Source organism: Pseudomonas sp. Z8(2022) (genome assembly GCF_025837155.1).
In the GTDB taxonomy this organism is placed as follows: domain Bacteria; phylum Pseudomonadota; class Gammaproteobacteria; order Pseudomonadales; family Pseudomonadaceae; genus Aquipseudomonas.
This window is the reverse complement of the sequence record NZ_CP107549.1, coordinates 1,591,572-1,615,852: the sequence shown is the minus strand read 5'-3', so window position 1 is coordinate 1,615,852 and position 24,281 is coordinate 1,591,572. Positions and strand designations below refer to the sequence as shown.

The 24,281-nt window shown below is 59.3% G+C and carries 30 protein-coding genes and 1 tRNA gene; 12 read left to right on the top strand and 19 right to left on the bottom strand.

All coding sequences use genetic code 11. The annotated features are described in order from the left end of the window. Positions 1 to 14: 14 nt before the first annotated feature. The 7 genes from OEG79_RS07710 (at position 15) to OEG79_RS07680 (ending at position 7,602) form a co-directional block, all read left to right on the top strand. Positions 15 to 1,448, top strand: a complete 1,434-nt coding sequence (locus tag OEG79_RS07710) for an MBOAT family O-acyltransferase (protein ID WP_264148187.1) — start codon at positions 15 to 17, stop codon at positions 1,446 to 1,448. Between the two features lie 10 nt (positions 1,449 to 1,458). Then, on the top strand, positions 1,459 to 2,559 hold the full coding sequence (locus tag OEG79_RS07705; protein WP_264148186.1) for an alginate O-acetyltransferase: 1,101 nt from the start codon (positions 1,459 to 1,461) through the stop codon (positions 2,557 to 2,559). A gap of 15 nt (positions 2,560 to 2,574) precedes the next feature. Continuing rightward, positions 2,575 to 3,216 (top strand): alginate O-acetyltransferase AlgF, encoded by a 642-nt coding sequence (locus OEG79_RS07700; RefSeq protein WP_264148185.1) that lies wholly within the window; start codon positions 2,575 to 2,577, stop codon positions 3,214 to 3,216. A 34-nt stretch (positions 3,217 to 3,250) separates the two neighbouring features. Then, positions 3,251 to 4,669, top strand: coding sequence for an alginate O-acetyltransferase AlgX-related protein (locus tag OEG79_RS07695; RefSeq protein ID WP_264148184.1), 1,419 nt, complete (start codon positions 3,251 to 3,253; stop codon positions 4,667 to 4,669). Next, entirely contained in the window at positions 4,660 to 5,763 is a 1,104-nt protein-coding gene (locus tag OEG79_RS07690) for a polysaccharide lyase (protein WP_264148183.1), read from the top strand. The genes OEG79_RS07695 and OEG79_RS07690 overlap by 10 nt, the downstream gene beginning before the upstream one ends. A gap of 14 nt (positions 5,764 to 5,777) precedes the next feature. Further along, positions 5,778 to 7,256, top strand: a complete 1,479-nt coding sequence (locus OEG79_RS07685; RefSeq protein ID WP_264148182.1) for a right-handed parallel beta-helix repeat-containing protein — start codon at positions 5,778 to 5,780, stop codon at positions 7,254 to 7,256. A 256-nt stretch (positions 7,257 to 7,512) separates the two neighbouring features. Beyond that, positions 7,513 to 7,602 (top strand) — tRNA-Ser (locus OEG79_RS07680). A gap of 126 nt (positions 7,603 to 7,728) precedes the next feature. Here OEG79_RS07680 and OEG79_RS07675 read toward each other — a convergent pair. From OEG79_RS07675 to OEG79_RS07615, 13 genes are all read right to left on the bottom strand, one after another. Further along, positions 7,729 to 7,893: a hypothetical protein gene (locus OEG79_RS07675; RefSeq protein WP_264148181.1), complete on the bottom strand. Its 165-nt coding sequence runs from the start codon at positions 7,891 to 7,893 to the stop codon at positions 7,729 to 7,731. Positions 7,894 to 7,917: 24 nt separating this feature from the next. Then, positions 7,918 to 8,931, bottom strand: a complete 1,014-nt coding sequence (locus OEG79_RS07670; protein WP_264148180.1) for a tyrosine-type recombinase/integrase — start codon at positions 8,929 to 8,931, stop codon at positions 7,918 to 7,920. Then, positions 8,931 to 10,208: a hypothetical protein gene (locus OEG79_RS07665; protein WP_264148179.1), complete on the bottom strand. Its 1,278-nt coding sequence runs from the start codon at positions 10,206 to 10,208 to the stop codon at positions 8,931 to 8,933. The genes OEG79_RS07670 and OEG79_RS07665 overlap by 1 nt, the downstream gene beginning before the upstream one ends. A gap of 144 nt (positions 10,209 to 10,352) precedes the next feature. After that, a complete protein-coding gene (locus OEG79_RS07660) occupies positions 10,353 to 11,531 on the bottom strand; it encodes a zonular occludens toxin domain-containing protein (protein WP_264148178.1) in 1,179 nt (392 codons plus the stop codon). 12 nt (positions 11,532 to 11,543) lie between these two features. After that, positions 11,544 to 11,870: a DUF2523 domain-containing protein gene (locus OEG79_RS07655; protein WP_264148177.1), complete on the bottom strand. Its 327-nt coding sequence runs from the start codon at positions 11,868 to 11,870 to the stop codon at positions 11,544 to 11,546. Next, complete coding sequence (locus OEG79_RS07650; RefSeq protein WP_264148176.1) at positions 11,870 to 13,414, bottom strand: virulence factor TspB C-terminal domain-related protein; 1,545 nt, start codon at positions 13,412 to 13,414, stop codon at positions 11,870 to 11,872. Before OEG79_RS07650 ends, OEG79_RS07655 begins: the two co-directional genes overlap by 1 nt. Before the next feature lie 146 nt (positions 13,415 to 13,560). Then, positions 13,561 to 13,767, bottom strand: coding sequence for a major capsid protein (locus tag OEG79_RS07645; RefSeq protein ID WP_264148175.1), 207 nt, complete (start codon positions 13,765 to 13,767; stop codon positions 13,561 to 13,563). 5 nt (positions 13,768 to 13,772) lie between these two features. Beyond that, positions 13,773 to 13,991, bottom strand: coding sequence for a hypothetical protein (locus OEG79_RS07640; RefSeq protein WP_264148174.1), 219 nt, complete (start codon positions 13,989 to 13,991; stop codon positions 13,773 to 13,775). Between the two features lie 8 nt (positions 13,992 to 13,999). Continuing rightward, complete coding sequence (locus OEG79_RS07635) at positions 14,000 to 14,179, bottom strand: hypothetical protein (RefSeq protein WP_241351298.1); 180 nt, start codon at positions 14,177 to 14,179, stop codon at positions 14,000 to 14,002. 15 nt (positions 14,180 to 14,194) lie between these two features. After that, positions 14,195 to 14,563 carry a hypothetical protein gene (locus OEG79_RS07630; protein ID WP_264148173.1) on the bottom strand — a complete coding sequence of 123 codons (369 nt, stop codon included), beginning with the start codon at positions 14,561 to 14,563 and terminating at the stop codon, positions 14,195 to 14,197. A 254-nt stretch (positions 14,564 to 14,817) separates the two neighbouring features. Beyond that, positions 14,818 to 15,105 (bottom strand): hypothetical protein, encoded by a 288-nt coding sequence (locus tag OEG79_RS07625; RefSeq protein ID WP_181880679.1) that lies wholly within the window; start codon positions 15,103 to 15,105, stop codon positions 14,818 to 14,820. A 10-nt stretch (positions 15,106 to 15,115) separates the two neighbouring features. Beyond that, positions 15,116 to 15,397 (bottom strand): lysogeny maintenance protein PflM, encoded by a 282-nt coding sequence (gene pflM, locus OEG79_RS07620; RefSeq protein WP_413247529.1) that lies wholly within the window; start codon positions 15,395 to 15,397, stop codon positions 15,116 to 15,118. 195 nt (positions 15,398 to 15,592) lie between these two features. Beyond that, a complete protein-coding gene (locus OEG79_RS07615) occupies positions 15,593 to 15,811 on the bottom strand; it encodes a hypothetical protein (RefSeq protein WP_003245701.1) in 219 nt (72 codons plus the stop codon). A 143-nt stretch (positions 15,812 to 15,954) separates the two neighbouring features. On the opposite strand from OEG79_RS07615, the gene OEG79_RS07610 reads away from it, so the two are divergent. The 3 genes from OEG79_RS07610 to OEG79_RS07600 are packed head-to-tail and all read left to right on the top strand — an operon-like array spanning position 15,955 to position 17,172. Further along, entirely contained in the window at positions 15,955 to 16,221 is a 267-nt protein-coding gene (locus tag OEG79_RS07610) for a hypothetical protein (RefSeq protein WP_061237382.1), read from the top strand. A gap of 52 nt (positions 16,222 to 16,273) precedes the next feature. After that, on the top strand, positions 16,274 to 16,594 hold the full coding sequence (locus OEG79_RS07605; protein ID WP_264148172.1) for a hypothetical protein: 321 nt from the start codon (positions 16,274 to 16,276) through the stop codon (positions 16,592 to 16,594). A 35-nt stretch (positions 16,595 to 16,629) separates the two neighbouring features. After that, positions 16,630 to 17,172, top strand: a complete 543-nt coding sequence (locus OEG79_RS07600; protein WP_264148171.1) for a hypothetical protein — start codon at positions 16,630 to 16,632, stop codon at positions 17,170 to 17,172. A 34-nt stretch (positions 17,173 to 17,206) separates the two neighbouring features. On the opposite strand, the gene OEG79_RS07595 is transcribed toward OEG79_RS07600, so the two are convergent. The 5 genes from OEG79_RS07595 to dapA form a co-directional block, all read right to left on the bottom strand. Beyond that, positions 17,207 to 17,647, bottom strand: coding sequence for a protein-export chaperone SecB (locus tag OEG79_RS07595; protein WP_264148170.1), 441 nt, complete (start codon positions 17,645 to 17,647; stop codon positions 17,207 to 17,209). A gap of 238 nt (positions 17,648 to 17,885) precedes the next feature. Then, positions 17,886 to 18,458, bottom strand: a complete 573-nt coding sequence (locus OEG79_RS07590) for a hypothetical protein (protein WP_264148169.1) — start codon at positions 18,456 to 18,458, stop codon at positions 17,886 to 17,888. A 387-nt stretch (positions 18,459 to 18,845) separates the two neighbouring features. Next, complete coding sequence (locus OEG79_RS07585; protein ID WP_264148168.1) at positions 18,846 to 19,715, bottom strand: phosphoribosylaminoimidazolesuccinocarboxamide synthase; 870 nt, start codon at positions 19,713 to 19,715, stop codon at positions 18,846 to 18,848. Between the two features lie 87 nt (positions 19,716 to 19,802). Next, positions 19,803 to 20,924 (bottom strand): outer membrane protein assembly factor BamC, encoded by a 1,122-nt coding sequence (gene bamC, locus OEG79_RS07580; protein WP_264148167.1) that lies wholly within the window; start codon positions 20,922 to 20,924, stop codon positions 19,803 to 19,805. 16 nt (positions 20,925 to 20,940) lie between these two features. Continuing rightward, the gene (gene dapA / locus OEG79_RS07575; protein ID WP_264148166.1) at positions 20,941 to 21,819 is read right to left on the bottom strand and encodes a 4-hydroxy-tetrahydrodipicolinate synthase; all 879 of its coding nucleotides are present in this window, start codon (positions 21,817 to 21,819) and stop codon (positions 20,941 to 20,943) included. A 203-nt stretch (positions 21,820 to 22,022) separates the two neighbouring features. Here dapA and OEG79_RS07570 point away from each other — a divergent pair, with 203 nt between their 5' ends. Together OEG79_RS07570 and OEG79_RS07565 are read left to right on the top strand one after the other, a co-directional pair. Beyond that, the gene (locus OEG79_RS07570) at positions 22,023 to 22,580 is read left to right on the top strand and encodes a glycine cleavage system protein R (RefSeq protein WP_264148165.1); all 558 of its coding nucleotides are present in this window, start codon (positions 22,023 to 22,025) and stop codon (positions 22,578 to 22,580) included. Between the two features lie 100 nt (positions 22,581 to 22,680). Next, a complete protein-coding gene (locus OEG79_RS07565) occupies positions 22,681 to 23,154 on the top strand; it encodes a peroxiredoxin (protein ID WP_264148164.1) in 474 nt (157 codons plus the stop codon). 59 nt (positions 23,155 to 23,213) lie between these two features. Here OEG79_RS07565 and OEG79_RS07560 read toward each other — a convergent pair whose 3' ends face one another. Further along, positions 23,214 to 24,278: an AI-2E family transporter gene (locus tag OEG79_RS07560; protein ID WP_264148163.1), complete on the bottom strand. Its 1,065-nt coding sequence runs from the start codon at positions 24,276 to 24,278 to the stop codon at positions 23,214 to 23,216. Positions 24,279 to 24,281: the final 3 nt, after the last annotated feature.

Here is a 24,281-nt window from a genome sequence, read left to right as displayed (position 1 = left end):
AGAGCAGCGCTAGCATGATCTTCGCATCCAACGTCTTCCTGTTCCTGTTCTTGCCCGTATTCCTGCTCTGTTACTACATAGCCAGGGACCACTGGCGTTCGTACGTGATCGTGCTCGGCAGCTATCTGTTCTACGCCTGGTGGCGTCCGGACTTCCTGCTGCTGTTCGTCGCCATCTCGTACTGGAACTACTGGTTCGGCCTGCGCATCAAGGCGCGGGTCGATGCCGGCGAGAAGAAGATCGCCTTTCGCCTGCTGACCGTCGGCGTGATCGGCAATCTGGCCACCCTCGGCTACTTCAAGTACGCCAACTTCGGTGCCGACGTGCTGGTCGCGATCCTGGAGCCTCTGGGCATCAACACCTTCACCCTGGAACACATCATCCTGCCGCTGGGCATCTCCTTCTATGTGTTCCAGGCGCTGAGCTACATCGTCGACATCTATCGACGCAATGCCGAGCCGACCAATCGCTTCGTCGACTTCGCTGCCTATATCGCCATCTTCCCGCAGCTGATTGCCGGACCGATCCTGCGCTACAGCCTGATCGACAAGCAGTTGAAGAATCGCACCCACTCGCTGGAGCTGTTCTCCCTCGGCGCCTGCCGCTTCATGCTCGGGTTCATCAAGAAAGTGCTGATTGCCGACTCGCTGGCACCGATGAACACCCTGTTCATCGGCGGCGGCAGTGAACTGCAGATGGCCGATGCCTGGTTCGGCCTGCTGATCTCCGCACTGCAGCTGTACTTCGACTTCTCCGGCTACAGCGACATGGCCATCGGCCTGGGCATGATGATGGGCTTTCGCTTCGCCGAAAACTTCAACCAGCCCTATATCGCGCAGAGCATCACCGAGTTCTGGCAGCGCTGGCACATGACCCTGGCCGACTTCCTGCGCGACTATGTGTACATGCCGCTGGTACGCAAGCGCCTGGTCGGCATGCTCGTCGGGCTGGTCGTCACCATGGTGCTCTCGGGGCTCTGGCATGGTCCAAGCTTCGCCTTCATCTTCTGGGGGCTGTTCTTCGGCATCGCCATGGTCATCGAGCGCAAGCTGGGCATCGCCACCAAGGTCAACACGCCCTACAGCTTCTGGCGCAATACCCGCTGCATGTTCGTGCTGGCCTCCTGCATGCCGTTGTTCTTTACCGGCAACCTGCCGCACGCCCTGCAGGTCTACCAGGCGCTGATCGGTCTCAATGGCATCGGCTCGCTGGACCTCTACTGGTTCGGCACCTCCGCCATGACCATGACCTTTACCCTGATCGCTCTGCTGTGGATCGTGATCGCCGGCGGCATCAACATTCGCTATTACGCCGGCACCCGCCAGAACGACTACTTCATGCAGCACGTCAGCGGCTTCAGTGCCTTGCTGCTGTGGGTAGGCTTCCTGCTTACGCTGACACGTCTGGCCGCGAACTCCTTCTCACCCTTCCTGTACTTCCAGTTCTGAGGATGCCCCCATGTTTCCGGTGATGAACTCGGCCAGCAAGATCAACGGGATTCTCTTCTGCGTGATGCTGAGCGCCATGTTTCTCTATTCTCTGCCGACGGTGTTCGCCTTTGCCGGTACGCAGACCCAGGCCATGTCGCTGTTTCTTGACGGCAAGCTGGTGCGCAGGTTCGAGCAGTTCTATGACAAGCGCCTGTTCCTACGCGACCCGTCCGTCGAGCTGTGGGCCAACATCCAGCATCTGATCTTTCGCGAAGGCGCCAGTGGCGTGGTACTGGGACATGACGGCTGGCTGTTCACCAATCAGGAGTACCTGCAGCCCAGGGACCTCGAGAGCAACCTGGAGCGACAGATCGCGCTGATCGACAAGGCACGCGCGCAACTGGCGCAACAGGGCGCGCGGCTGATCGTCCTGCCGGTGCCGATGAAGCTGGACACCTATGCCGCGCACTCCGTCTATGCCCCTTCGGAGCAGATCACCGGGCTGTACCAGCAGTTCAGCGAACGCCTGCGCCAGCAGGGTATCGACACCGTGGATCTGCGTAGCGCCTACCTGAGCGCTGCGGCCGATGAACAGCTGTTTCTGCGTAACGATACCCACTGGAGCCCAAGAGGCGCCGAACTGGCAGCCCAGACCCTGGCCAGGCAGTTTCCCGAGCTGCAGGGCGAGACGCCTTATCTGACCCAGGCGGTCAGCGAAAAAGAAGTCACCGGCGATCTGCTCAACTACCTCAAGTTCGACCCCAGACTGGCGCCCAGCTACTTCGAGCCGGTGCATATCCAGCTCTACGAAACCCTGCAGCAAAGCCACGACGATCTCGGCGACAGCCTGTTCGGCGAAGAGGCCGTGTCGCTGGCGCTGGTAGGCACCAGCTATACCCGCATCGATGACTGGAACTTCGTCGGCTTTCTCAAGGAGGCCCTGCAGCGCGATCTGGTAAGCGTTGCGCTCGAGGCCCGCGGCCCGTTCCAGTCGATGAACGAATTTCTCGCCGGCCCGGCCGCGAAAAGTGGCGAGCTGCAGACCGTGATCTGGGAATTCCCCCTGCGCACCCTGCTCGTCCAGCGCCAGATTCCTTCTCTGGCCAACCCAGAAACAGTCCACCACTGACCGAGGTACCGTCGTATGCCCGCCTTCATTTCCCGCGCACTGATGATATTGCTGACAATCACCAGCGCTGCCGCCCAAGCCCAGGACGGCAACGCCGATCTGTACGACCCCGTGGCGCCGGCCAACTCGGCGTTCGTGCGGGTGCTGAACCTCAGCGAGCGCAATATCGAAGTCACCCTGAGCAGCAAGAGCAAACCCCAGCTGGTCACCAGCGGGCAATTCGGCGGTTATCGCTTCGTTGCACCGGGCAAGCACCGCATCGCCGTGGGCGCCCAGGCGCTGGAACACGAGCTGAAGGCCAACACCGCAAGCACGGTGATCTACCGCGACGGCGAGCTGCGGCTGATCGCCGACCAGTTCGTCAACGAACCACGCAAGGCCCAGATCGCCTTCTACAACCTCACCGACAAGCCAGCCGCGTTGAAGACCACCGATGGCAAGCATGTGGTGGTCGACACCATCACGCGCGACCAGACCGGCAGCCGTATGGTCAATGAGCTGAAGATCGCCTTCGCCGCCTATGCCGACAACGACCAACTGGTCGGTTTCGACGAGATGTTCCTGAAAAAAGGCCGCTCCTACACCTATGCCCTGCTGCCGGCGGCCAGCGGCTACCGCGCGATTACCCTGGCCAACAGCATCGACCCCAGCGAATGAATCCTGAACAGCTGGTCAAACAAGTGAGCGGACGATGACCTCCAAGAGCATGAAGCACTATTTTCTACTGGCCATCGGCAGCCTGATCGCGGCGGGCGTACACAACGCCTACGCTGCAGAACAGAGCGAAAAAACCGGTGAATGCACGGATTTGCAATGCCTGATCTGCCCGCAACTCAGTGCGCCCGAGGAATATGCCGAGGGCAACATGAAGTCGCTCAGGCAGATTGTGCCAGGGCGTGATCGCTGGCTGTTCCGTTCGGAAGTCGACCTGACCAACGAGTTCGGCATTCCGCCGAACATGCAGCCGGAGTTCGCCCGCCTGATGCGTGCGTTCGCCAGCCATGGCACCCATGTCGCGGTAGCGGTACAGCCGACCCGCGGCCTGATGCATCGCGCCCAGCTGCAGCCGGGGCAGATGCATGACTTCGACTATGTACGCGCCAGTACCAACCTGCGCAATTTCCTGCAGCAGATGCGTGACGGCGGTGCCATCGTTCCGGACATCATGCCTCTGGTGGAGCAGCCGCCGAAGGACTTCTTCTTCCGCCGCGACCACCACTGGACCCCGATAGGCGCCGAGGCCACCGCCCGCGTGACCGCCGACACCATTCGCCAGCACCCGGTGTACGCGCAATTGCCGCACAAGGGCTACACCACCGAACAAACCATGACCCTTTACAAGGACGGCACGCTCAACCTCGGCCTGGCGGCAATCTGTGGCAACCACTTCGGTTATCAGTTCGTGCCCGGCTACCAGACCGTTCCGGAAGACAACGATGCCGCCCTGCTGTTCGAAGATCAGCCCGACCCGGAAGTCGTGCTGGTAGGTACCAGTAACTCCGCAGCCCGGGAAGACGAAACCAAGCAGTTCAACTTCGATGGTTTTCTGAAGCAGTACCTGAGCACCGATCTGATCAACTACGCCATGCCCGGCGCAGGCCAGGACGGCTCGCTGCTGGAGTACCTGCTATCGCCCAACTACTCCCCGGACAAGGCGCCCAAGCTGATCATCTGGGAGCTGCCGGCCAACTATCGCCTCGATGGCGACCTGACCTACCGCCAGCTGATTCCGGCCATCAACGGTGGCTGCAAAGCCGGCGAAAGCCTGCTCGAAGGGCATGTCGAACGGCCCAGCCTGGGGCTCAACGATCGTATCGAACTGCTCAGCAACGCCGGTGAGCAGCGCAAGGACCTCAAGGGGCGCGACGCAGTGCTCGACATCCGCATCAGCGACCCCAACATCAAGAGCTTTTACATCATCACCTACTACGACAACGGCACCCGCGACAAGGTGTGGTTCCGCCGCGAAGCCATCGTCACCGGCGGGCAGTACTACCTGGAACTGAGCCGCGCAGCGGAATTTCGCGATGCGAACCTGCTGTCGGTACTGCTCGAACCCACCCAGGCCGTCGAACAGCCATTCCAGGTCGAGACCCGACTATGCCTGTAAGCCCGCGCATGGCTGCCCTGCTGCTCCTGTTATCTGGCTCGCTGAACGCCAACGCGGCGCAGTCGGTGTGGGCAGCGCAGTCAACGAAGGCCGCGAGCCTGGTAGGTGACTATCGTCAGGAGAAGTGCCCCAAGAGTCCTCCTCCCGCCTATACCGGACACTTGCAGCTGGACAGCAAGTACGACCAGAGCGACGCCAGCAAAAGTCGCCTGGTCGTACGGCAAAGCCGCGACACCCAGCGCATCCGCAAACAGGTGCAAAGCTATATCGGCGGTCTGATCAAGGCTGCCCAGGTGTTCCAGCGCACCGGCAAGGCCAGCGAGGCCAACATTGCCCTGGCCTGCCTGGACCAATGGCTCGATGCCTGGGCCAGCCAATCGGCCTTGCTCAGTGACGATGCCAGCAAGACGGGTGTCGCCTCACGCAAATGGGCCCTGGCCGCCATCGCCTCTGCCCTGCTCAAGGTGCAGGCACTGAGCGATGAGCGCTACCAACTGAGCCAGGTACAGAGGCGCTGGTTGCAGGACCTGTCGGCCAAGGTGATTGCCGAGTACGGACCCCGTCGCTATGACACCGGCATCTACTTCAACAACCACGACTACTGGGCCGCCTGGGCGGTGGCCGCCAGCGCCATGCTGCTTGATGACGACAAGGGCCTGGCCTGGGCTGACGTGGCTCTGCGCCGGGCCTTCAGCCAACTCGCCCAGGGCGACGGTGACTACCAGTACCTGCCACTGGAAGTCGCCAGGGGCAGGCTTGCCGCCGACTACAGCCACTACGCCCTGGTTCCTCTGGTATTGCTGGCCGAAGCGGCGGAGTCCAACGGCCGCCCACTCAACGAGCAGGAGCGAACAAAGCTGGCAGAGCTCGCCAACTTCGCCGCCCGCGCCGTACTCGAACCCAGGACCCTGCCGGAACTGACCGAGCGTCAGTCTGCTGTCGGCCCACACAAGATGGTCTGGCTGCTGCCCTTCCTCACCCGCTACCCGCAACATCAGTGGGGCCGGCGCCTGTATGAAGAGCACGGTGAGGATATCAATCACTACAGCCAGGTTGGCGGCGACCTCAAGCCGCTGTATCCCCAGTTCAACTGACTCAGGATGTCGCCATGTCACAGGCACTGACTCTATCTCGTGTAATGCTGCTGATGACCTGTACCGTCAGCCTGGCAGCCCTCGGAGCCCCGGCGGCCCTGCACACGCTCGACCCGCAATGGCAACAGCAGCAACAACAGAACAGCAGCGCGCAGATCATGCAGCGCACCCAGCCGCCACAGCTTGATCTGCAGGGCACGGCCCGACGCGGCAGCGTCAGCCTCGAGCCCATGTACTCCGCACAGGCGGGCAGCTGGCCTTTTGAACCCTTCGTACACAATGGCCTGTTCAGGGCAATCGCCGGCTATCAGGCGCAGCACCCCCGCGCAGTGGTCATTCGTGGTGGCAGCATCACGCTGGAGCAGCTGCGAGCGCAGTTGAACGACGCCAAGGTGCTGGGTCGCCATGAGGATGGCTACCTGCTCAGCTACCCGCTGATGATTGCCGAAGACGCCGCCCTGTTGATCGATGACCAGGTGCTCTACCTGTTCAGCCCCTCCGGCACGGCGCTGATCAATCAAGGCCTGCTGCGCGTGAACAACTCTCGCCTGCAGAGCTGGAGCGATGGCCGTGCCATGGCCACTGACCGCCCTACCCGCCCCTTCATCATGAACTGGGCTGGCAGCCAACTGCTGATCGACAACTCGGAACTGATCAAGATCGGCTACAACGCCAACCTCTCGCGTGGCGTCAGCAGTGCTCTGAGCACACAACAGTCGGCCAGCCTCCCACCCGCGCAGATCCAGATTGAAGACAGCCGCTTCGAGGAGATGGCCAGCGCCCTGGAACTCAACCATAGCCAGGCTCTGGTTCGTAACAATCAGTTCATCGGCCAGCAGCAATACGCCATCGACCTTGGCAACAGCCGTTTTCTGATCGCCGACAACCGCATCGACGGGGTGAAGAACAACAGCGGGATCCGTATCACCGGTGGCAGCAGCGGGCGCATTCAGAACAACATGGTCCTGCATACTGGCAAGAGCGCCATCGAGGTAAGCGCGCAAACGGGCGCACTGCTGATCCAGGGCAACCGTCTGGGCGCATCCGAGGGCTACGGCATGATGCTGCGGAAGATCGGTGACGGCTCAGCGCTGCTGATCCAGGACAACCTCATCGCCAACAGCAAGCTGAGCGCCATCGACGCCGCCGAACTGGGCGGTGCGCTGATTCTCGACAACCGCATCCACGCGACGCCGGAATATGCCATCAGCCTGCGCAACGAGCGGCCAGCAGCGGGCAAACTGGTGATCACCGGCAATACCCTGGAGAACATTGGCAAGGCCATGATCCGGGTGCAGGGCATGCAGGATACGATCCTGGGGGACAACCACTTCAAGGCCACACCGCTGCTGCAAAACCTGCTGATAGGCGATCTGTTGCCGCTGCAAAGCCAGATCCTCGACAGCACGGTTCGGCGTAACTGCCACCTGCAGGTTACCCAGGCTATGGGGACGGCAGGCGATGCCTCCGACGCCCCCACTTGTAACAACTAGCGACTTCGCACACTCGAGGCAGCGCTGGCCACACCACAGGTGAAGGTCAGCGCTGCTCGCCCCTTGAGCTGGCGAATGCCCGTTGCCCCCGCTTCGGTTCGTGAGCGATACGGACGGTGCAGGCAAACCGAGAGTTGTCGCAGACGCACGAAGTAAAGCGCCGGCCTGGCTCAGCCCCAACCATCTGATAGCACAAGAAAAAATTTCAAAATAAGCTTCGCCAAAGCCCATTGAGCTGTTATCATGCGCGCCGCTTGGGAAGATGCCGGAGTGGTCGAACGGGACGGATTCGAAATCCGTTGTGTCAGCAATGGCACCTAGGGTTCAAATCCCTATCTTCCCGCCATATCTCAAGCTTAAGCCCCTGAAATTCCTAGAGTTTCGGGGGCTTTTGCTATCTGCGGCATGCAAGGTGTCGAAGAAGTGTCGAAAGCGGCTAGAGACTGCAGCTAGCTCTGGATCGGTAGCTATATCAGCGAGCCAAAGCCTTATTGCGGCGATCGGCAAACTCAGCCTCTACATCGTCATTGGAACGACCACGACCAGACTCTACCGATGCCCTGGCAGCAGCGACCTTGCGTTGCACGAATTCATCATGCTGTTTGGCCTGTTGACGCTGGCGAATGATGTTATGCATGGGGTCACTCATGATCTGATACGGCTAAGGGGTGATGATGCCGAGAAATCGTTGGTGATCGCTAGCCGGTCCGAATCTGACGACATCCTGCAGGTGATCCGGGGCAAGATGCGCGTAGCGCATGGTCATGGCCAAGGTGGTATGGCCCAGGATTTTCTGCAGCGTGAGGATATTGCCACCGTTCATGACGAAGTGGCTGGCGAAAGTGTGCCGTAGCACATGTGATGACTGGCCAGCAGGCACCGGCAAACGGGACTCGCCCAATGCCTTGTCGAAGCTGTTCAGGCAGTTGCTGAACTGGCCATGCTGCTTGAAGTGCCGGTGTATCTGTTGTTCCAGCTCCAGGGCGATGGGAATTGAGCGGACACGCTTGCCTTTGGTGTTCACGAACGTAACCAGTTGGTTGCGTACTCGGTCGGGCGTCAGTGCCTGAGCTTCACCCCAGCGGGCACCCGTGGCCAAGCAGATGGCGGCGACCATGGCGACATGGGGCGTTCGGCAATAGCGGTGAATGGTGGCGAACAGCGTCTCTATCTGGCTATCGGTCAGGTAGGCCAGTTCCTTCTCCTGCAGACGCAGAGGACGGACGCGAGCCAGCGGGTTGGCGTAGTCGATTTCGCCGAGCTGGTGCAGCACGTTGAACACTGATCGGAGGTAGCCCAGGCGGTTGTTCAAGGTCTTTGGGTTGGCACCGGCTTTGATCGCCTGGGTTCGATACTCGGCATATTCGTTGCCGGTCATCTTGATCGCCACCGGATCGCCAAGCTCTTTGGCCATGGTATCCAGCAAACGACGCCTTGCCTCACCATCGCTCAGGGTGTGGGCATGCAGTGTTGCCCAACGGTCGATCAGCTCAGAGAGCTTGCGACGATCCTTTGGCTTGGGTGCCCACTCCGGCGCATTGATGACCTTGGCCCTGCAAGTGGCTTCGAAGCGCTGGGCTTCACCTTTGGTCTTGAAGGTCTTGCGGAAACGCCGGCCCTTGATGGGTTCAACGTCGACTTTCCAGCGACCGTCAGGCAGTTGCTCGATAGCCATCAGACAGCACGCCCCCAACGCACATGCCGTTCCTCAAGGATGCCCTTGATGTGCTTATACAGCCCGTCTTCATCCATGCCTTTGGCGGCATAGTGGTCGCGGATTACCGGCCAGCACTCCCAATCCTTGAGCCGGTGAAATGCTCGCCTAGCGCCCACTCGCTCCCGTGCCAGCAGGCTGACGAAGTTTCCCAGGAATAGCTCGACGTTTTTGCCGGAGAAGCCCCGAGACGTCTTGTATTGGCGCTTGTACTCAGTTTCGTCCACCAGGGAATCGACCGGCAGATCGACGCGCACATCGTCACGGATCAGCGTCCAGATGGGTTCGAAGTAGCCAGGGCGAGCCAGTAACTTGAACTGGCGCAGGCCATAGCGCCACAGGCCGTCGAGGTGCGGTGCGAAAGCGGCATAGCTGTTGGTTTCAATGGTCTGGCCGGTCTGCAGATCGAACGAGCCGGAGGCGAATTGTTGGATGACTGAGTGGTGGTAACGCAGCTCGACACGCCAGACGTCTTGTTCCGGGTTGTAGTTGTCCGGGTCAGCTTCATCGAAGCTATCGCGACGCCTCCAGACACCTTCCCAATAGTCGAGTTTGTCGATGGAGCGGGCCTGTTCGGTCTTGTTGTAGATACCGAGCTGGACGCCTCCAGCGGAGCCGAACAGGTAGGACTGGCCTTTGCCGTAGGTGGCAGACTCCAGCGTCCACTGGATTTCCTTGATGCCGGAGATATCACGGGCTGCGCGTGCGCGGCAGTGCATCCGGGCGACCAGATCAGCGGGCGGTTGCCAGCCCTGCAGGTCTAGCGCGAGGTGGACAGCGCATTGGTTGCGCTCGACGTTGGTAAGCACGTGGCTGGCGTAGTAGTCCAAGCGTTCCTGCAGGCGCTCGGGGCAGAACTGGTCGATGGCATGCGGTGACACCTCGATTTTCAGGTGTGGGCCGATGTTTTCGATCTTGGCGTTGAAGTTCTTGATCAGCAGGATGATGCCTAGGTCAGCGTTCTGGAGCTTGTACTGGTAGCCAGAGTCCTTGCTGACACGCCCGGAGTGCCAACGCTGGCCAGCGAAATCGACGATGGTGCCGGGCTTGTCGAACAGGCACATGATTTCCGGGCGGATCAGGCCGCGATACAACTGGCGGACGGTATCGACGCTGCAGGCCAGGATTTTGGCTTTCGACAGGTCGACGATTTCAGCAGTACCAGGATCAACGAAAATTCGTCCAAGGCTGTTGTGCTCACCGTTGAGGTCGAGACGGGCGAAATCTTTGATCTTCATGCTTTGGTTTCCTTACTGGCCATTACTTGCCATTTCGAAATCGGTTTATCTGACGTGCTACAGGGACGTCAGCAGGCGCGTTCTGCGCGCCCGCTCGGCCCTCGCAGGCGTTCGCAGAACGCGCACACGACGTCCCGCGTCTGATCACCACAAGAACCTTCCTTTCTCATAGGTGACGACTGATACGGGTGCCTGCTGGGGCTGCTGGGTGGCATATCCGGTGGCGGGCTGGTGCATCGGCTGTTGCTGCATTTGGCCGTACTGCTGTTGTTTACCGCGATCAGCAATAGCCGGGTCGAAGTAGCCGTTTTCAACAATGTTCAGGCAGAACTGAAAATCCGTTTCGACCTTGGTGCCTTGCTGGGTGTAGCACTGACACACGGTCTGCTGTCCGTTGACGATGCCGCTCGGGCGCTTGGCGAAGTGCCGTCGATATATCTCCGGATCAGTGCTGGACATGCAGTAGAGTCGCGGGAAGGTCTGCGGCTTGGTCAGGTCGTCATAGATCGGAGCCGAAGCAGGTAGCTGCGGAACCCTGGGCACACGTTCTGTCAGGTAGGCGGCTGTGTTCTTTTTGCCTTGCTCAGGCGCCTGCTGGCCAAGCGGATTGATGAAGGAGCCAATAGCCCCCTTGGCTTGTTCCACCATGCTCGCCTCGGGCGCACCTGCCGACGCCGCGTCGTCTCCTGCAGGTGCGTACTGCCCGATAAATCGATACGACCAGATAACGGCAACCGCGATGACGGCAGCGGCCAGGATGAATTTGGTCGGCACCGTGGTCTGAAAATGGTGCTTGGCGTTGGTGCTGGTATAGGAACCGAAATAGCGCTTATCGAGGCGGAGCGTTTTCTTGTCGGCATCCTTGAAGCTGGTTTTGACTTCGACCTTTTCCACCACCACTTCGGATTCGAACCGTAGCAGCTGGGATGACTTGAAGACACGCCAGTAGTGAATATGGCTGTTGCATAGCCGGCGAAGGTGCACATCCAGGTATCGCGGGTCCTGGGTGACGAGGTGCACTTCGTGGCCTTGGTGGCGCATGGTTTCGAAGCGGGTGATGTGCTCCGGTGGCCGTGCTCTTGGATCACGGGCGCCAAACCAGCCTTGCGCCTCATCGATCACGACGATGCTGTCTTTCGGCAGCTCGTACCACTTCTCCGGGTCTTCGAACTCGAACCACTGCGCCTGTAGGGTTTCGGGTTTGAGTCCGTTGATGTTGTGGAAGTAGACCACACGCCCTTCCGCCAGGGCTTTCTGGTCCACTTCGCGGATAGTGTTGAGGGTCTTGCCGTGGCCGGGTTTGCCGGTGCGAATAACGAGCATGGTGCGGCCCCCTTATGCTTCGATGGAGGTGCCGCCCGGCTTGCGCCAGACCTGATTGCGTTTGCGGTCCTGGGCCTTGTCGATCCCCGCCAGGATGAACCGCGTGGCGATGGCCGCGAAGTACATGTTGACGATGATGTCGAAGTTCGCGAGGCCGAGGATGCCGCTGATTTCGGCGCCCAGCTGGCCCATGCTTGATTGCATGTAGCTACGGGCCTGATCAAGCACCAGGTTGAAGCCGACGTAGGACACGAAGCCGAAACCAATGACCCTCAGCGCCATTTTCACCAATGGCCCGACGATCATGATCAGGAGCTGTGCAAGGAATAGGTAGTGCATTAGTTACCTCCTACGGAGCGGCCAACGTAGAGCGCGCAGATAACGGCGGTGACAGCGACCAGGAATGGCCCGAGGGCGCTTGCGAAATTGCACAGGGGCTGAAAGGACAAGCCGACAGAACGCCCGGCCATGGAAAGGGAAACCGTGCGATCAGGTGGGCAGGATGGGCTGAGGAAGCGGGTGCCCTGGCTGATGAAGGACGGCACGTCGATATCGCCGCCCCCTTCGTTGAGTTCGAAGTTTTCGCCCTGCAGCAGGCCTTCGACTTCGGATTTTTTGCCGTCGAAATCGCTCATTTCTTCGGCATAGCACTGCTGCTCTTTCTGCTGCTTGAGGATGGCGCAGTCGATGGGATCACCGGTGCACGAGAAACCGCCGTCACAGGTGCCGACTGTGGCGGTTCGCTCTTCGCCTTGTTCGCCTTCTTCTTTGCCCTCGGTGCCAGTGCCGTCGGTTTTGTCCGGATTGCAGCCGTCGCCCACACAGTTGCCATTCTTGTTCGAATTACCGTCGGGGTCGGTATTTTCCGATTCGGTTTCGGTCTTGCTGGTGGACTCGCACGGCTTGGTGCCTTTGCACTCGGTCTTGGTGGTGTCGGTCTTGGTGGTGGTCTCGCTGGAACCATCCGGGTTGTCTTTCTTGGTGGTCTCCTGCTCGACGTTGGTTTCCGACTTTTGCGGTGGCTTGGTCTTCGACGGGGTGCACTTCACGCTGCTGCTGAAACCTGAACCCGCCGTGCCGCCTTTACATTCGACCTCACCTTCATCCTTGTACGAGGTGTTCGCGGTGCAGTTGCGCTTAAGCGTGCCATCGGGCTGTGTTTCCCAACCCGAGCAATCGTTACTGGTGGCGTACTCCGGCGCCTTGGTTACCGGATCCTTGGCAGGCGGTTGATCGAAAACAGAAGGATCGTTGGCTGAAGGCGTGCAGCTGGTGCCATTGCCCTTGTATTCGAAGGAGCCAACGAGCTGATCAGGTGGACCAAAATCACGCTTGGAGCTGAAATCGCCAAAGGTGTGGGAATACTGGCAGCCGCCTTTGCAGACGGTTACGGGCGGATCAGCGGAAGGGTTGCCGTCACTGCCGAGGCTGGCAAAGCGAAACTCGTGATAAACCACGTCGCCAATGGTGGATTCGCATTGGTCAGGTTCGGGTGCCTCGCATGCGCCCGTTTGAGGGTTGTAGTTTTGCCCCTCGCAGCCATCACCTCGCCGTTGAGCTGAGTTGCTCCACCGACCATACGGCTCAAGTTGTCCGCTATAAGGGTTGCGATTGAATCCGAGCGTCTCGCACGTAAAGGACGTGTCACTGACCTTGATGGTTTTGTGTTCGAGCTTTTCATAACTGGCGGAATGGATGGCCGCGTAATATTGATGGTTCGCAGCGCAAGCGGACACCGCACTTGGATAGCGGGTGTCTGCCGGCTCGGGGAAGGAGACGACCCAGTAATAGATTTCAGCCTGGGCTGAAGACACCCCACCGAACAGCACGCCGAGCAGGACAAACAGTGCAGTGATAATCCGTGGCAATTCACCCTGGCGCATATCACACCCTCCCGAAGAAGACGAGATACAGCGCCAGGACGGTGATAAGCAGAACGAACAGTTGATAGCTCATGGCGGTATCCGGAAAAGAAAACCCCGCCGAGGCGGGGCTTTGCTTGCTTCGGCACATACGTGCAGTTGCTGGGTTACATGGCACGGCGCATGTACTTGAACGCGGCAGCCGCGATCAGCACGACGAGGATCAGGCCACCCAGCTCGACAACGTCGGTCTTGGTGGTGTCGAGCTGGGTGCTGACCTCGGTGGGCAGGGCGGCGTAGGCTTGTTGAACAGACAGCAGGCCGATTGCAGCAGCGGTGCCGAGCGAACGGCGCAGGGTGCGGATGTGCTTCATGGTTGTTACCTCGATTTCAGGACTTTTTTCAGGACGAGGAACCCGAACACCGTGGCGAACAGAATCATTGCTTCGCCTTGCAGTTCGGACACGTCATCCCAGGTGAGCGCAGAGCCAATCAGGCCCTGCATTTCAACGTCTGCGATGGAAACCAGTTGGCCCGTGCACAGGAGTTCACCCGAGGCACCAACCGACCACTCCCCATCGCAGGCGATGAAATTCATAGGCCCCCTTACTCCGCCTGGCTGGGGTCACGCAGAACCTCAGCCAGGTCGGTGCAGTCGGGGCAGATGACGAGGGCGGGCGCCTTGTTCAGATCGGGCAGCAGGTCGGGCTGAGGGGCGGACTGGTTGTAGAGCTGGCCCATGGGCTGCCCACAGCAGTCGCACAGCACGCGATCAACGATCAGCACGGCGGCGCCCTCCCGTCAGGCCTTGGCCGATTCCGGTTGAGCACCGGTCGGCTTGGGCTGTTGTTGGGAGCCTTGCGGGGCGGCAGGCTTGCCGGCCTGAGCGGGCTTGGCCGATTCGACGTGCAGGACGATGAACTTGCCAGCGTTCTTGGAGCCGCGTTCGATCTCGACGGTTACGCGGGCGGTTTCCAGCACGTCGAGGCCTTTGCAGGCGTTCCACACTTCTTCGCGAACGTCTTCGGAAACCTGCATCGAGAGCAGCGAAATACCCACGTCCTTTTCGCCGTCCGGTTCGTCGCCCAGGTACAGCTTCACCAGGTCCACGTTGTCGAACTTCACGCGCTCAGCGCTGATGAATGCCAGTTCCATAGTGGTGCGTGCCATGTTGTGTTTCCTCGCTTGGTTGCGCGTTATTGCGCGGGTTTGCCTTTCAGCAGGCCGAGCGGGTCCACACGGGCAAACTTCTCGTTTTTGCCCGGGTGGGGTTCTCGACTTGCCGAGGTTTTCAGTTAGCGCCGCTGGTGCAGCGGGTTAGTTGTTCAACACCAAGGGCTTTGCCCTTGTCATCCCACTCTTGCCGCCGAGGGCTCGGGAGCGCGGGGCGGTGGAGCTGCCCCACACTCACGAGCGGAGGCTATTTAGGGTGGTGGGCGTTCAAGGGTGCGCTCCGCCCGTGCTTCCGTTCGCCGGATCGGTGAAGCGTGATCCGACGAGCCGGGAGCGCGGCCCTTGACCGACATAGCAACGAGCGCGGCGGTCAGGCCTTTTAAGAAGCCGCGTGTTTCCGCCTGGGTGTTGGCTAGGCGCGGATCTGCTGGGCGGGCGGTGCGGGCGCCGTCCATGCGGCCAAACCAGTAGGCGACGCCGATGCTGTTAATGAGCAGCAGGCCGAGCATGACGATGGACGGAGTATCGAGAACGATCATGCTGTCACCCCTAGAACGGAAACTCGTCCGTTGGCACGGAGGTGGAGCTTTGAAAGGCAACGCTCCAGAACGCTGGCGGTCGGCGCGGTGGCTTGTGTTTCGCGCAGATGAAAGCCGGCTTCACTTGCCAACGTCCGGTCAATAAGTCCCTTGAGACGTGCACGGGGCGGCAATGGCTGCATGCTGTGGACGGGCAGGCTTCGGGTTGAACCATCGCGCGTCGGGACCAGCATACAGAGCAGTCGCAGTTCGCGGGGTGCGGCTGGCGAACGTACTGGCTCAGGCTTGTCATCGGTCGCCTCCAGCGTTTGGCGCTTTTCGAAGTCGGCGCCCTGGCCGTGGGCGAAGTCGTTGCAGCTAGTGCAGCCGCAGAAGTCGCCACCGCAGTCGCAGCGGTAGTTACCAAAGTGGCCCGCTTCACAGTACGGGCGAACCTGCAGGCAGTCCTGGCAGAGCATCAGAGCGGCGGTTCTCGCTAGCTGGGCAATCATTCAACCCACTCCTCTTCCATAAGCTTTTTGGTCAGCAGGGCGACGTTGACCATTACGTGGCGGCCTACCTTGAGGTGCGGCAGGTAGCCGTTACGCATCCAGCCGCGAACGGTGTCGTGGTCTTCACTCATGCGAATCCAGTTTGCGAACTCACGCCACGGCATCATCGGCGGCGGGTTCACAAGGTCTTTAAGCGTCAGGGGGATTCCTTCCATCGGAGTGGCCTTTGTTGCACTATGTTGGTCTTTGTTGGTGAAACCATTAGTCGGCAATATTTGCCGGTTTCATACTGACGATTATAGGCAGCCGGACAAGGTTGACTAGCAATAATTGCCGGCCTTTTAGACGATTAAGAAATATGAGAGAGCGCATAGTCGCTATTCTTGAGCATAAGAAGCTCACGGCTAAGAAGCTGGAAGAGCTGAGCGGTATCGACCGAGAAAAGTGGTACGCGCTGAGAAAAGGCGGACGGCGGGTCAATGAAGATGACATCAAGGTCATCGTTGATATCGCGCCGGAATACGCTCTATGGCTGGTCAGCGGGAAGATTGCACCCGAGAGCGGTCAGACAAGCCCCGAATACGACGAGGCCAACCGAAACTTGACCGATCAAGACGCGGGATAGCGATCACCCAGGAAGTAGCTAGGCGCTGGTATGCCCGAAGGAAAAGGCAAGGATGAAGTATCTACTTGGCAGCATCGGACTCGCGATAACCCTCTCTGCTAGCGCGGACATGACCCCGGAACAGATTCGTTCAATCAGAGAGTTTGTGGAGTACCAGAAAGATCTCGACTCCCTGGCTAGCCTAACAGCCGAAGAAAAAGCAGCTCGCCAAAGCATCATTGATGCCGAAGTGACAACGCACTTCAAGAAACGTGTACAGATGCGACCATCAGATGTTAGAGCGATTGATCCTGCATGCGATGAATGGCTGAAGCTATACAAAGAGACGGGATGGTCGAAGGCTAAACAGGGAATAGCAGACACATGCCCATAGGCTAAAAGCCTGTGCGAGCAGATGGAGGATCAAGGATGAAGGCTGACAGAGACGACGCCCCGGAGTGGCTAACCAGCCGACCACGAAAACGTGGAAACCTGGGCGTAGTGCTCGCAGGCGTGATCGGGACAGTGGTTACGCTCGGCGCACTCAATATGGCCGGGCAAGCTTTCATGCAAACCACCGTAAAGAACCTGGCCGAGAACAGGCAGCAACCGAAGCCCAAGCCGGTTGCCGAGATCACACGATCAGAACCAACGCCCAGGAATGACTGGGACAGGATCGTAGAAGAGCAGGCAAGGCGAGACGCAATGTCTCAGCAGCAACCTGAGCAGCCCACTGGTTCAGATAGCCCTGCAGTCAAACAGACCGTGTTCAACGATCAGAACTACACCCCGAGAGGGGCTGACAACGTGCTCAGCATTCTCGAGGGCTATCAACCCGCAGAACCGGCAAAACCGGCTGGGAAGGTGCGGGTGACAGTTATCAAAGAAACTAAGGACTCAACGTGCTGGCCCTTGAAGGAAGGGAGTATTGAGCGGCGGAGCTGTAAATCTTATTTAAAGCTACAGCGATAGTGTAGGCAATAATATCGCCCCATCATGATGGACCTTACTCTCCGACTTTCTTAGCTGCAAAATTTATTGACGGAAGAATAAGAGGTGAGTAGCCGCTATTGAGAAGTAGATTGGAGATAAAGGCGCGAAGATAAGGAAAGGCTATCGCAGGTGCATTAACTTTAGGAAAGTGGGATTTCTTGAAGTCCTCACTGATTGGCGAGTCTGTTACGAATTCTGCGATATATTCGACATCAACTTCTAATGACTGATTAGGCACCAAAGCACTAAATGAAAAAACCACTGCAAACGCTTCGGTTTCAGGTTCGGATGCGTAGGCTGGTGCGTGGCTGAGATTGAACTTCATTTCCTCCTCAGAGGACATATCATCCACCTCTGAAGGAAGCCAAACCTCTGACTCGCTCCTGTCCTCAGGCAGTCCGTACTGCTTGATGGATACCTTGATAGCCTTGGTTGTGTGCAGTGTTAGGCGCATTCTAGATACTCAACGCTTTCATATGGCGAGTCATTAGCTGGTGAGGTGGAAAAGTAAGACTCATAATCAATGTTAATATTCTCAATATCGGAGAATATAACGAGCGATTTTTCAATGCGTACAGATGTCCTTGCAAAAGTAGATGTGCCGACTTTTTGAGCAAAGTACTCAGCGAAATCATCGGCGTGGACTGCCTCAAATTTCTGTATAAAGGCACTGACTTTATTAGCTAAGGTATTCATCTCTCAACCTCTCCACTAGTGACCATTTCAAGCTCTGTTATCGATACCTGTTGGTCGTTTCGCGCGCAGATCATTGTTACGTTCGGTATTCTTGAATTGACCTGATATATACGCTCAGCTTTTGTGAGCTTTATATACTGGTTACCGGCAAAAACTAAAATATCAAGCTCATCAGCTAGAAACTCAAACACCATGGAGTCCAAATATGATTCTATGCCTCTCTCAGACTCTGCTAGCCTAGAGACAACAAATCTTCTAGCAGATTCAAAAGAAATTGCATCGGCATCAGTTCGCAAATCACATATCTTTTCTCTTGGGGCTTGGACTTTGGCTTTCAGTACGCCAAAGTGACGGTACCTCAGAGCTCGCCTTTGGTTGCACCATGAGCTGACGTTAGCCCATGCACAGGCGTTTAGCTGAGGATCCGAAATGCCCTCAATGAAGAAGTACCTGCCGTCACCGAACCAGTGATGCTTTCCGATGCTAGGTCTAAAATCTCCTGAGCGGACTATAGCCTCTACAGCGGCCTGAGAGGCACCGTGGAAGCCATGAAAAACAACATCGCTCATGTGAAAGCATTCCCTGCTTGGAAATTAGAGGGGCGTCTATCTTTTGCTGCAACCGTGACTATAGTGGCTTGAGGATATCACCTAGCCCTCAAGAGAGTAAGCATGGCGTCGAAAAAGTGTCGAAATCAATGGGCGACAGAGTGCCGCAATGGGCAGAAGGCGTGAGGCGAAAGCCCCGATTTTGCTGGCTTTGGGCAACGATGGGCAGCAACGGGCACCCGTAAAAACGGGTTCAAATCCCTATCTTCCCGCCATACTGAAAAGCCCTGAATTGCAATACAATTCAGGGCTTTTGCTTTTCTGGGGGAAACTCTCCTGTCCCCAGACATAAAAACGCCGCCCTCCCCCTCAGGGAGCGCGGCGTTGTTGTTTTGCAGGTGCCTGCACTTATTCAGTCAGACGTGTCAGCGCTTCGCGATACTTGTCGGCGGTCTTCTGCGCTACATCGGCCGGTACGGCCGGGGCCGGGGGTTGTTTGTTCCAGCCGGTGGACTCCAGCCAGTCACGCACGAACTGTTTGTCGAAGCTCGGCGGGTTGGTGCCTTCAACATAGCTGTCGGCCGGCCAGAAGCGGCTGGAGTCGGGAGTCAGCACTTCGTCCATCAGGGTCAGGGTGCCGTCTTCGTCCAGGCCGAATTCGAACTTGGTGTCGGCGATGATGATGCCGCGGGTAGCGGCGTATTCCACAGCCGTGCTGTACAGCTTGATCGCCGTGTCACGAACTTTGGCGGCCAGTTCGGCGCCGATGATGGCTTCGCACTGCTCGAAGCTGATGTTCTCGTCGTGGTCGCCAACGGCCGCCTTGGTCGAGGGGGTGAAGATCGGTTGCGGCAGCTTGGCCGCTTCCTTCAGGCCAGCCGGCAGCGCGATGCCGCAGACGGTGCCGCTCTTCTGGTATTCCTTCCAGCCGGAACCGACGATGTAGCCACGCACGATGGCCTCCACGGCGACCGGCTTGAGGCGCTTGGCGACGACTGCGCGGCCTTCGACCAACGGCAGTTCGGCGGCCGGTACCACGTCCTCGACCTTGTCACCGGTGAAGTGGTTGGGCACCACGCCGGCGAGCTTGTCGAACCAGAAGTTGGAAATGGCAGTGAGGATCTTGCCCTTCTCCGGAATCGGCTGCTCGAGGATGACGTCGAATGCCGACAGACGATCGGTGGCCACCATCAGCATGCGCTTGTCGTCAATTTCGTAGAGGTCGCGGACCTTGCCCGAGTAGATCTTCTTCAGGCTCAGGGTGGTGGGTGTGCTCATGTCGGCATTTCCGTTTCTGGCAAACAAAACAGGCGAAACCTTTGCGGGTTTCGCCCATCGATTAACAGCTGAGGCGCGCGGCGCCGGTCAGCCGAGATTATCCTGGATCAGGCTCAGCACACGGCGCGACACGTCGGCCGGGGCAACGGTGTTGAGGTCCTTTTCCACGGTGACCTGAACGCCATCGCCAACCGGAGTCAGGCGTACCTGATAGCGCTCGGCGCGGGCTTCGATCTCGTCCTTGCTCGGCTCGCTGCCGAACAGACGACCGAAGAAGCCGGGCTTATCCTCGCGACCCTGGGCACCTTCAGCCAGATTGATGTAGTACAGGCCGAGACTGCGGTTGAGGTCGTCGACACGTACGTCGCCAAGCTCCAGCGAGCGGCCTACACCGGACCAGGCGCGGTCGAAATCGGCGCCCAGGTTGAGCACCGGGTTGCCGTTGCCGTCTTCGCTAAGGCTGACGCGGCTCGGTGCGTCGAAGTCGCGGGCAGCCAGCAGCGATACGGAACCGCCCTGCTCCACGCCACGGGCCATGCTCACCAGCATCTCGTCGAGCAGTGCCGCTTCGAAGCTGGCATTGCCGCTACGCGACGCGAAGTCGACATCAGCCGTGCTACCGGCAGGACGCTCGGCACTGGTGACGAAGACTTCGCTGGTGTTGCGCTGCACGCCCGGCTCGATGCGCACACGCACGCGGGTTTCGGCATCGGAGGCAACGCCGGAAACACGGCTGCTCAGGCGACGGGCCATACCCGCGGAGAGTTCGTCGAAACGCTGCCAGGAGGTGGTGAACTCACCAACCTGTGGACGCTCGCTGGCGATACGGAAACCATTGTCTTCGAAGAACTGACGCGCCAGCGGCCAGACTTCGGCCGGCACACGCTGGGCCACCACCCAACGCGAGTCGCCGCTGCGCTGCAGGCTGAACTCGCGCTCGTCGGCACGCACCTGCAGGCCTTGCGGGCGTGGTACTTCGAATTCGCTGGCAGTCACGGTGGTGCTGGCAATCTGAGCCGGTACCGGCAGCAACGGATCAAGGCGCTTGGCCTGGACATCAGCCGGCAATTGCATCGGTGCAGTCTGGCGCGCTTCCAGGTAATCGCTGCCGCGATCACGGAAGTAGCCATTTTCACCCCAGAGCCAGCCACAACCGCTGGTGCTGGAGACGATCAGAGCAAGGGCGGAGAATCCGGCCAGTCGCTTCATGCGTAGAATCCTTGAGTTAAGCCAATACACCGCACTGGCGCATGGCCTGGCGCAGCGGTTCGTGACAGCGCGGGCTGAGCCAGGTCAGCGGCAGACGAATACCGTCGCCCATCAGGCCCATTTCGTGCAGCGCCCATTTCACCGGAATCGGGTTGGATTCGAGGAACAGTGCCTTGTGCAGCGGCATCAGACGGTCGTTGATGGCGCGGGCGATGGCAGCTTCGCCACGCATGGCAGCGGCGCACAGATCGCTCATGGCGCGCGGCGCAACGTTGGCAGTAACGGAGATGTTGCCCTTGCCGCCCAGCAGCATCAGCTCGACAGCGGTCGCATCATCACCCGAGTAAACGAGGAAATCCTTGCTGACGCGGTCCAGAACTTCTTGGGCGCGCTGCAGATCGCCGGTGGCTTCCTTGATGCCGACGATGTTGTCGATCTTCGACAGACGCTCGACGGTCTCCGGCAGCATGTCGCACACGGTGCGACCCGGTACGTTGTAGAGAATCTGCGGGATGGATACGGCTTCGGCGATGTGGCGGAAGTGCAGGTACAGGCCTTCCTGCGTCGGCTTGTTGTAGTACGGGGTGACCAGCAGGGCTGCGTCGGCGCCGACTTCCTGTGCGGCACGGGTCAGCTCGACCGACTCGCGGGTGGAGTTGCCGCCGGTACCGGCAATCACCGGGATACGACCGGCAACCTGCTTGACCACGCGCTTGATCACTTCGACATGTTCAGCCACGTCCAGCGTGGCGGACTCGCCAGTGGTACCGACCGCGACGATGGCATTGGTACCCTCTTGCAGGTGGAAATCCACCAATCTGCTCAGAGCTTCCCAATCCAGACCACCCTGCGCATCCATGGGCGTGACCAGTGCCACCATACTGCCCGCAATCATGCAACCGCTCCTGCCGGAAAATTGAGCCGTAATGGTACTGGTGCCACCAGTCCGGCACAAGCAACCGACAAGGGCTTATCAGTACTGGCCGTCGTCCGATGCACAAGGTTCCGCCATTCCCCTCGGCGGTGCTTTTCGCTAACCTGCTCCTTTTGGTCTGTGGCTACTCGTGCGCGGACCGTTCATCGCTTTAGGAAGGCTGCATGTCCACCCCCCCCGTTCGCGAACAATTCCTCGTTATCAGTGCTCTTGGCCGCGACGCCATGGGTCTGACCAACCTGCTCAGCCGCACCGCTCACGAGAATCGTTGCGCGGTGATCAGCACCCGTTTGAGCCGTCATGGAGAGTTCAGCGCTTTGGTGCTGCAGGTGTCCGGCAGCTGGGATGCACTGGCGCGCCTGGAATCAAGCCTGCCGCTGCTGGCCAAGAAACACGACTTCACCGTGGATCTGGTCCGCAGCGCCGCCGCCGAGGTACGCCCGCAGGCGCTGCCTTACGTGGCGTACGTCAGTGCCGTGTACCGCCCGGACATTCTCAACGAACTGTGCCAGTTCTTCATCGATCACCGCGTCGAGCTGGAAAACCTGACCTGTGACACCTATCAGGCGCCGCAGACCGGCGGCACCATGCTCAATGCCACGCTGACCGTGACGCTGCCGGCCGGCACGCAGATCAGTTGGCTGCGCGACCAGTTCCTCGACTTCGCCGATGCGCTGAATCTGGATGCGCTGATCGAACCCTGGCGCCCGCAGAATCCATGACGATGTGCCGCGCAGCGGCTCTGCTGCGTTAGAAACAGGTTCGGCCTTGCATGGCTCAGGCTCGCGAGATCGCCGACAACCTCAGAATGAAGGAGTTTTCATGGCTGTTGAACTCGACAAACCCGTTGCCGAATTCCAGGCCGAGGCCACCAGCGGCCAGCAGGTAAGGCTGTCCGCTCTCAAGGGCCAGCAGGTAGTGCTGTATTTCTACCCGAAGGACGCCACTCCGGGCTGCACCACCGAAGGCATGGACTTCAGCGCCCGCTTCGAGCAGTTCAAGGCAGCCAACACGCTGATTTTCGGCGTGTCGATGGACAGCCTGAAGAAGCACGAGAGCTTCAAGTGCAAACAGGCCTTCCCCTTCGAGCTGATCAGCGACGAAGAGCACCAGCTGTGCGATTTGTTCGGCGTGTATCAGCTGAAGAAGAATTACGGCAAGGAATACATGGGCATCGTGCGCAGCACCTTTCTCATCGACAAGGACGGCGTACTGCGTGAGCAATGGCGCAACATCAAGGTCGCCGGCCATGTCGACAAGGTGCTGGCAGCCGCCGAGGCTCTGAACAAGGCCTGAGCTTCACCCCTATCGAAAAAGGCCGCAATTGCGGCCTTTTTTCTGTCTATTTTTCCTTCTTACTCGGCAGCGACCGGTTCGGTACGCGGCCAGGCATTGATCACGGCCTTGAACAGGGTCGCCAGCGGGATGGCGAAGAACACGCCCCAGAAGCCCCACAGCCCACCGAACAGCAACACCGCGCAGATGATCGCCACCGGGTGCAGATTGACCGCTTCGGAGAACAGCAGCGGCACCAGCACGTTGCCATCCAGCGCCTGGATGATGCCGTAGACCACCATCAGGTAGATGAACTGGTCGCTCCAGCCCCACTGGAACAGACCGATAAGCGCCACCGGCACCGTCACCACCACGGCGCCGATATAGGGCACCACTACCGACAGCCCGACCAGCAGAGCCAGCAGCGCTGCGTAATTGAGCCCCAGGTAGGCGAAGGCGATATAGGTGACCACACCGCAAATGATGATCTCGATGAACTTGCCGCGGATGTAGTTGGCGATCTGCTGGTTCATTTCCTGCGCCACCTGGGTGATCAGCGCGCGCTCGCGCGGCAGGTAGCTGCGGAACCACTGGCCGATCTGCTCGCGGTCCTTGAGGAAGAAGAACACCAGAATCGGCACCAGCACCAGATAGATCATCACACTGACCAGCACCGGCAGACTGGACAGGGAGAACGACAGCGCCCACTGGCCGAACTTGCCGGCTTCGCCGCGCATGCTGCCGATCAGCTGCACGACCTGCGCATCGGAGATCAGATTCGGGTAACGCTCGGGCAGCAGCAGGAACACCGACTGCCATTCGGCCGCCATGCGCGGTAGCTCGTTGAACAGAGTGCTCAGTTGCTGCCAGAGCAACGGCATCAGCACCAGCAGAAACACCGTCAGGCCGCCCATGAACAGGGTGAACACCAGCCAGACCGCGAGAATCTGCGGCACCTTGAGACGCTCCAGACCGTTGACCAGCCCCTGCATGAGAAACGCCAGCACCAGACCGGTGAGGACGGGAGCGAGCATCCCGCCCAGCGTCAGCACCACCGCAAAACCCAGCACCAGTAGCACGGCCAGTACCACGGCCTGCTCGTCGGAGAAGTAGCGGTGCAACCAGTCGCGAATAACCTTGACCATCAA

Bases quoted from the DNA above. Each gene is read 5' to 3' on its own strand.
- OEG79_RS07595 (WP_264148170.1), bottom strand. From the start codon at position 17,647: ATGCGCCTAACACTGCACACAACCAAGGCTATCAAGGTATCCATCAAG.
- OEG79_RS07560 (WP_264148163.1), bottom strand. From the start codon at position 24,278: ATGGTCAAGGTTATTCGCGACTGGTTGCACCGCTACTTCTCCGACGAG.
- OEG79_RS07600 (WP_264148171.1), top strand. From the start codon at position 16,630: ATGAAGGCTGACAGAGACGACGCCCCGGAGTGGCTAACCAGCCGACCA.
- OEG79_RS07650 (WP_264148176.1), bottom strand. From the start codon at position 13,414: ATGCGCCAGGGTGAATTGCCACGGATTATCACTGCACTGTTTGTCCTG.
- OEG79_RS07670 (WP_264148180.1), bottom strand. From the start codon at position 8,931: ATGGCTATCGAGCAACTGCCTGACGGTCGCTGGAAAGTCGACGTTGAA.
- OEG79_RS07610 (WP_061237382.1), top strand. From the start codon at position 15,955: ATGAGAGAGCGCATAGTCGCTATTCTTGAGCATAAGAAGCTCACGGCT.
- OEG79_RS07675 (WP_264148181.1), bottom strand. From the start codon at position 7,893: ATGCATAACATCATTCGCCAGCGTCAACAGGCCAAACAGCATGATGAA.
- OEG79_RS07695 (WP_264148184.1), top strand. From the start codon at position 3,251: ATGACCTCCAAGAGCATGAAGCACTATTTTCTACTGGCCATCGGCAGC.
- OEG79_RS07570 (WP_264148165.1), top strand. From the start codon at position 22,023: ATGTCCACCCCCCCCGTTCGCGAACAATTCCTCGTTATCAGTGCTCTT.
- OEG79_RS07655 (WP_264148177.1), bottom strand. From the start codon at position 11,870: ATGCACTACCTATTCCTTGCACAGCTCCTGATCATGATCGTCGGGCCA.
- OEG79_RS07630 (WP_264148173.1), bottom strand. From the start codon at position 14,563: ATGGCACGCACCACTATGGAACTGGCATTCATCAGCGCTGAGCGCGTG.
- OEG79_RS07660 (WP_264148178.1), bottom strand. From the start codon at position 11,531: ATGCTCGTTATTCGCACCGGCAAACCCGGCCACGGCAAGACCCTCAAC.
- OEG79_RS07565 (WP_264148164.1), top strand. From the start codon at position 22,681: ATGGCTGTTGAACTCGACAAACCCGTTGCCGAATTCCAGGCCGAGGCC.
- OEG79_RS07625 (WP_181880679.1), bottom strand. From the start codon at position 15,105: ATGATCGTTCTCGATACTCCGTCCATCGTCATGCTCGGCCTGCTGCTC.
- OEG79_RS07590 (WP_264148169.1), bottom strand. From the start codon at position 18,458: ATGAGCGATGTTGTTTTTCATGGCTTCCACGGTGCCTCTCAGGCCGCT.
- OEG79_RS07615 (WP_003245701.1), bottom strand. From the start codon at position 15,811: ATGGAAGGAATCCCCCTGACGCTTAAAGACCTTGTGAACCCGCCGCCG.
- OEG79_RS07690 (WP_264148183.1), top strand. From the start codon at position 4,660: ATGCCTGTAAGCCCGCGCATGGCTGCCCTGCTGCTCCTGTTATCTGGC.
- OEG79_RS07605 (WP_264148172.1), top strand. From the start codon at position 16,274: ATGAAGTATCTACTTGGCAGCATCGGACTCGCGATAACCCTCTCTGCT.
- dapA (WP_264148166.1), bottom strand. From the start codon at position 21,819: ATGATTGCGGGCAGTATGGTGGCACTGGTCACGCCCATGGATGCGCAG.
- pflM (WP_413247529.1), bottom strand. From the start codon at position 15,397: ATGACAAGCCTGAGCCAGTACGTTCGCCAGCCGCACCCCGCGAACTGC.
- bamC (WP_264148167.1), bottom strand. From the start codon at position 20,924: ATGAAGCGACTGGCCGGATTCTCCGCCCTTGCTCTGATCGTCTCCAGC.
- OEG79_RS07640 (WP_264148174.1), bottom strand. From the start codon at position 13,991: ATGAATTTCATCGCCTGCGATGGGGAGTGGTCGGTTGGTGCCTCGGGT.
- OEG79_RS07585 (WP_264148168.1), bottom strand. From the start codon at position 19,715: ATGAGCACACCCACCACCCTGAGCCTGAAGAAGATCTACTCGGGCAAG.
- OEG79_RS07685 (WP_264148182.1), top strand. From the start codon at position 5,778: ATGTCACAGGCACTGACTCTATCTCGTGTAATGCTGCTGATGACCTGT.
- OEG79_RS07645 (WP_264148175.1), bottom strand. From the start codon at position 13,767: ATGAAGCACATCCGCACCCTGCGCCGTTCGCTCGGCACCGCTGCTGCA.
- OEG79_RS07665 (WP_264148179.1), bottom strand. From the start codon at position 10,208: ATGAAGATCAAAGATTTCGCCCGTCTCGACCTCAACGGTGAGCACAAC.
- OEG79_RS07710 (WP_264148187.1), top strand. From the start codon at position 15: ATGATCTTCGCATCCAACGTCTTCCTGTTCCTGTTCTTGCCCGTATTC.
- OEG79_RS07700 (WP_264148185.1), top strand. From the start codon at position 2,575: ATGCCCGCCTTCATTTCCCGCGCACTGATGATATTGCTGACAATCACC.
- OEG79_RS07705 (WP_264148186.1), top strand. From the start codon at position 1,459: ATGTTTCCGGTGATGAACTCGGCCAGCAAGATCAACGGGATTCTCTTC.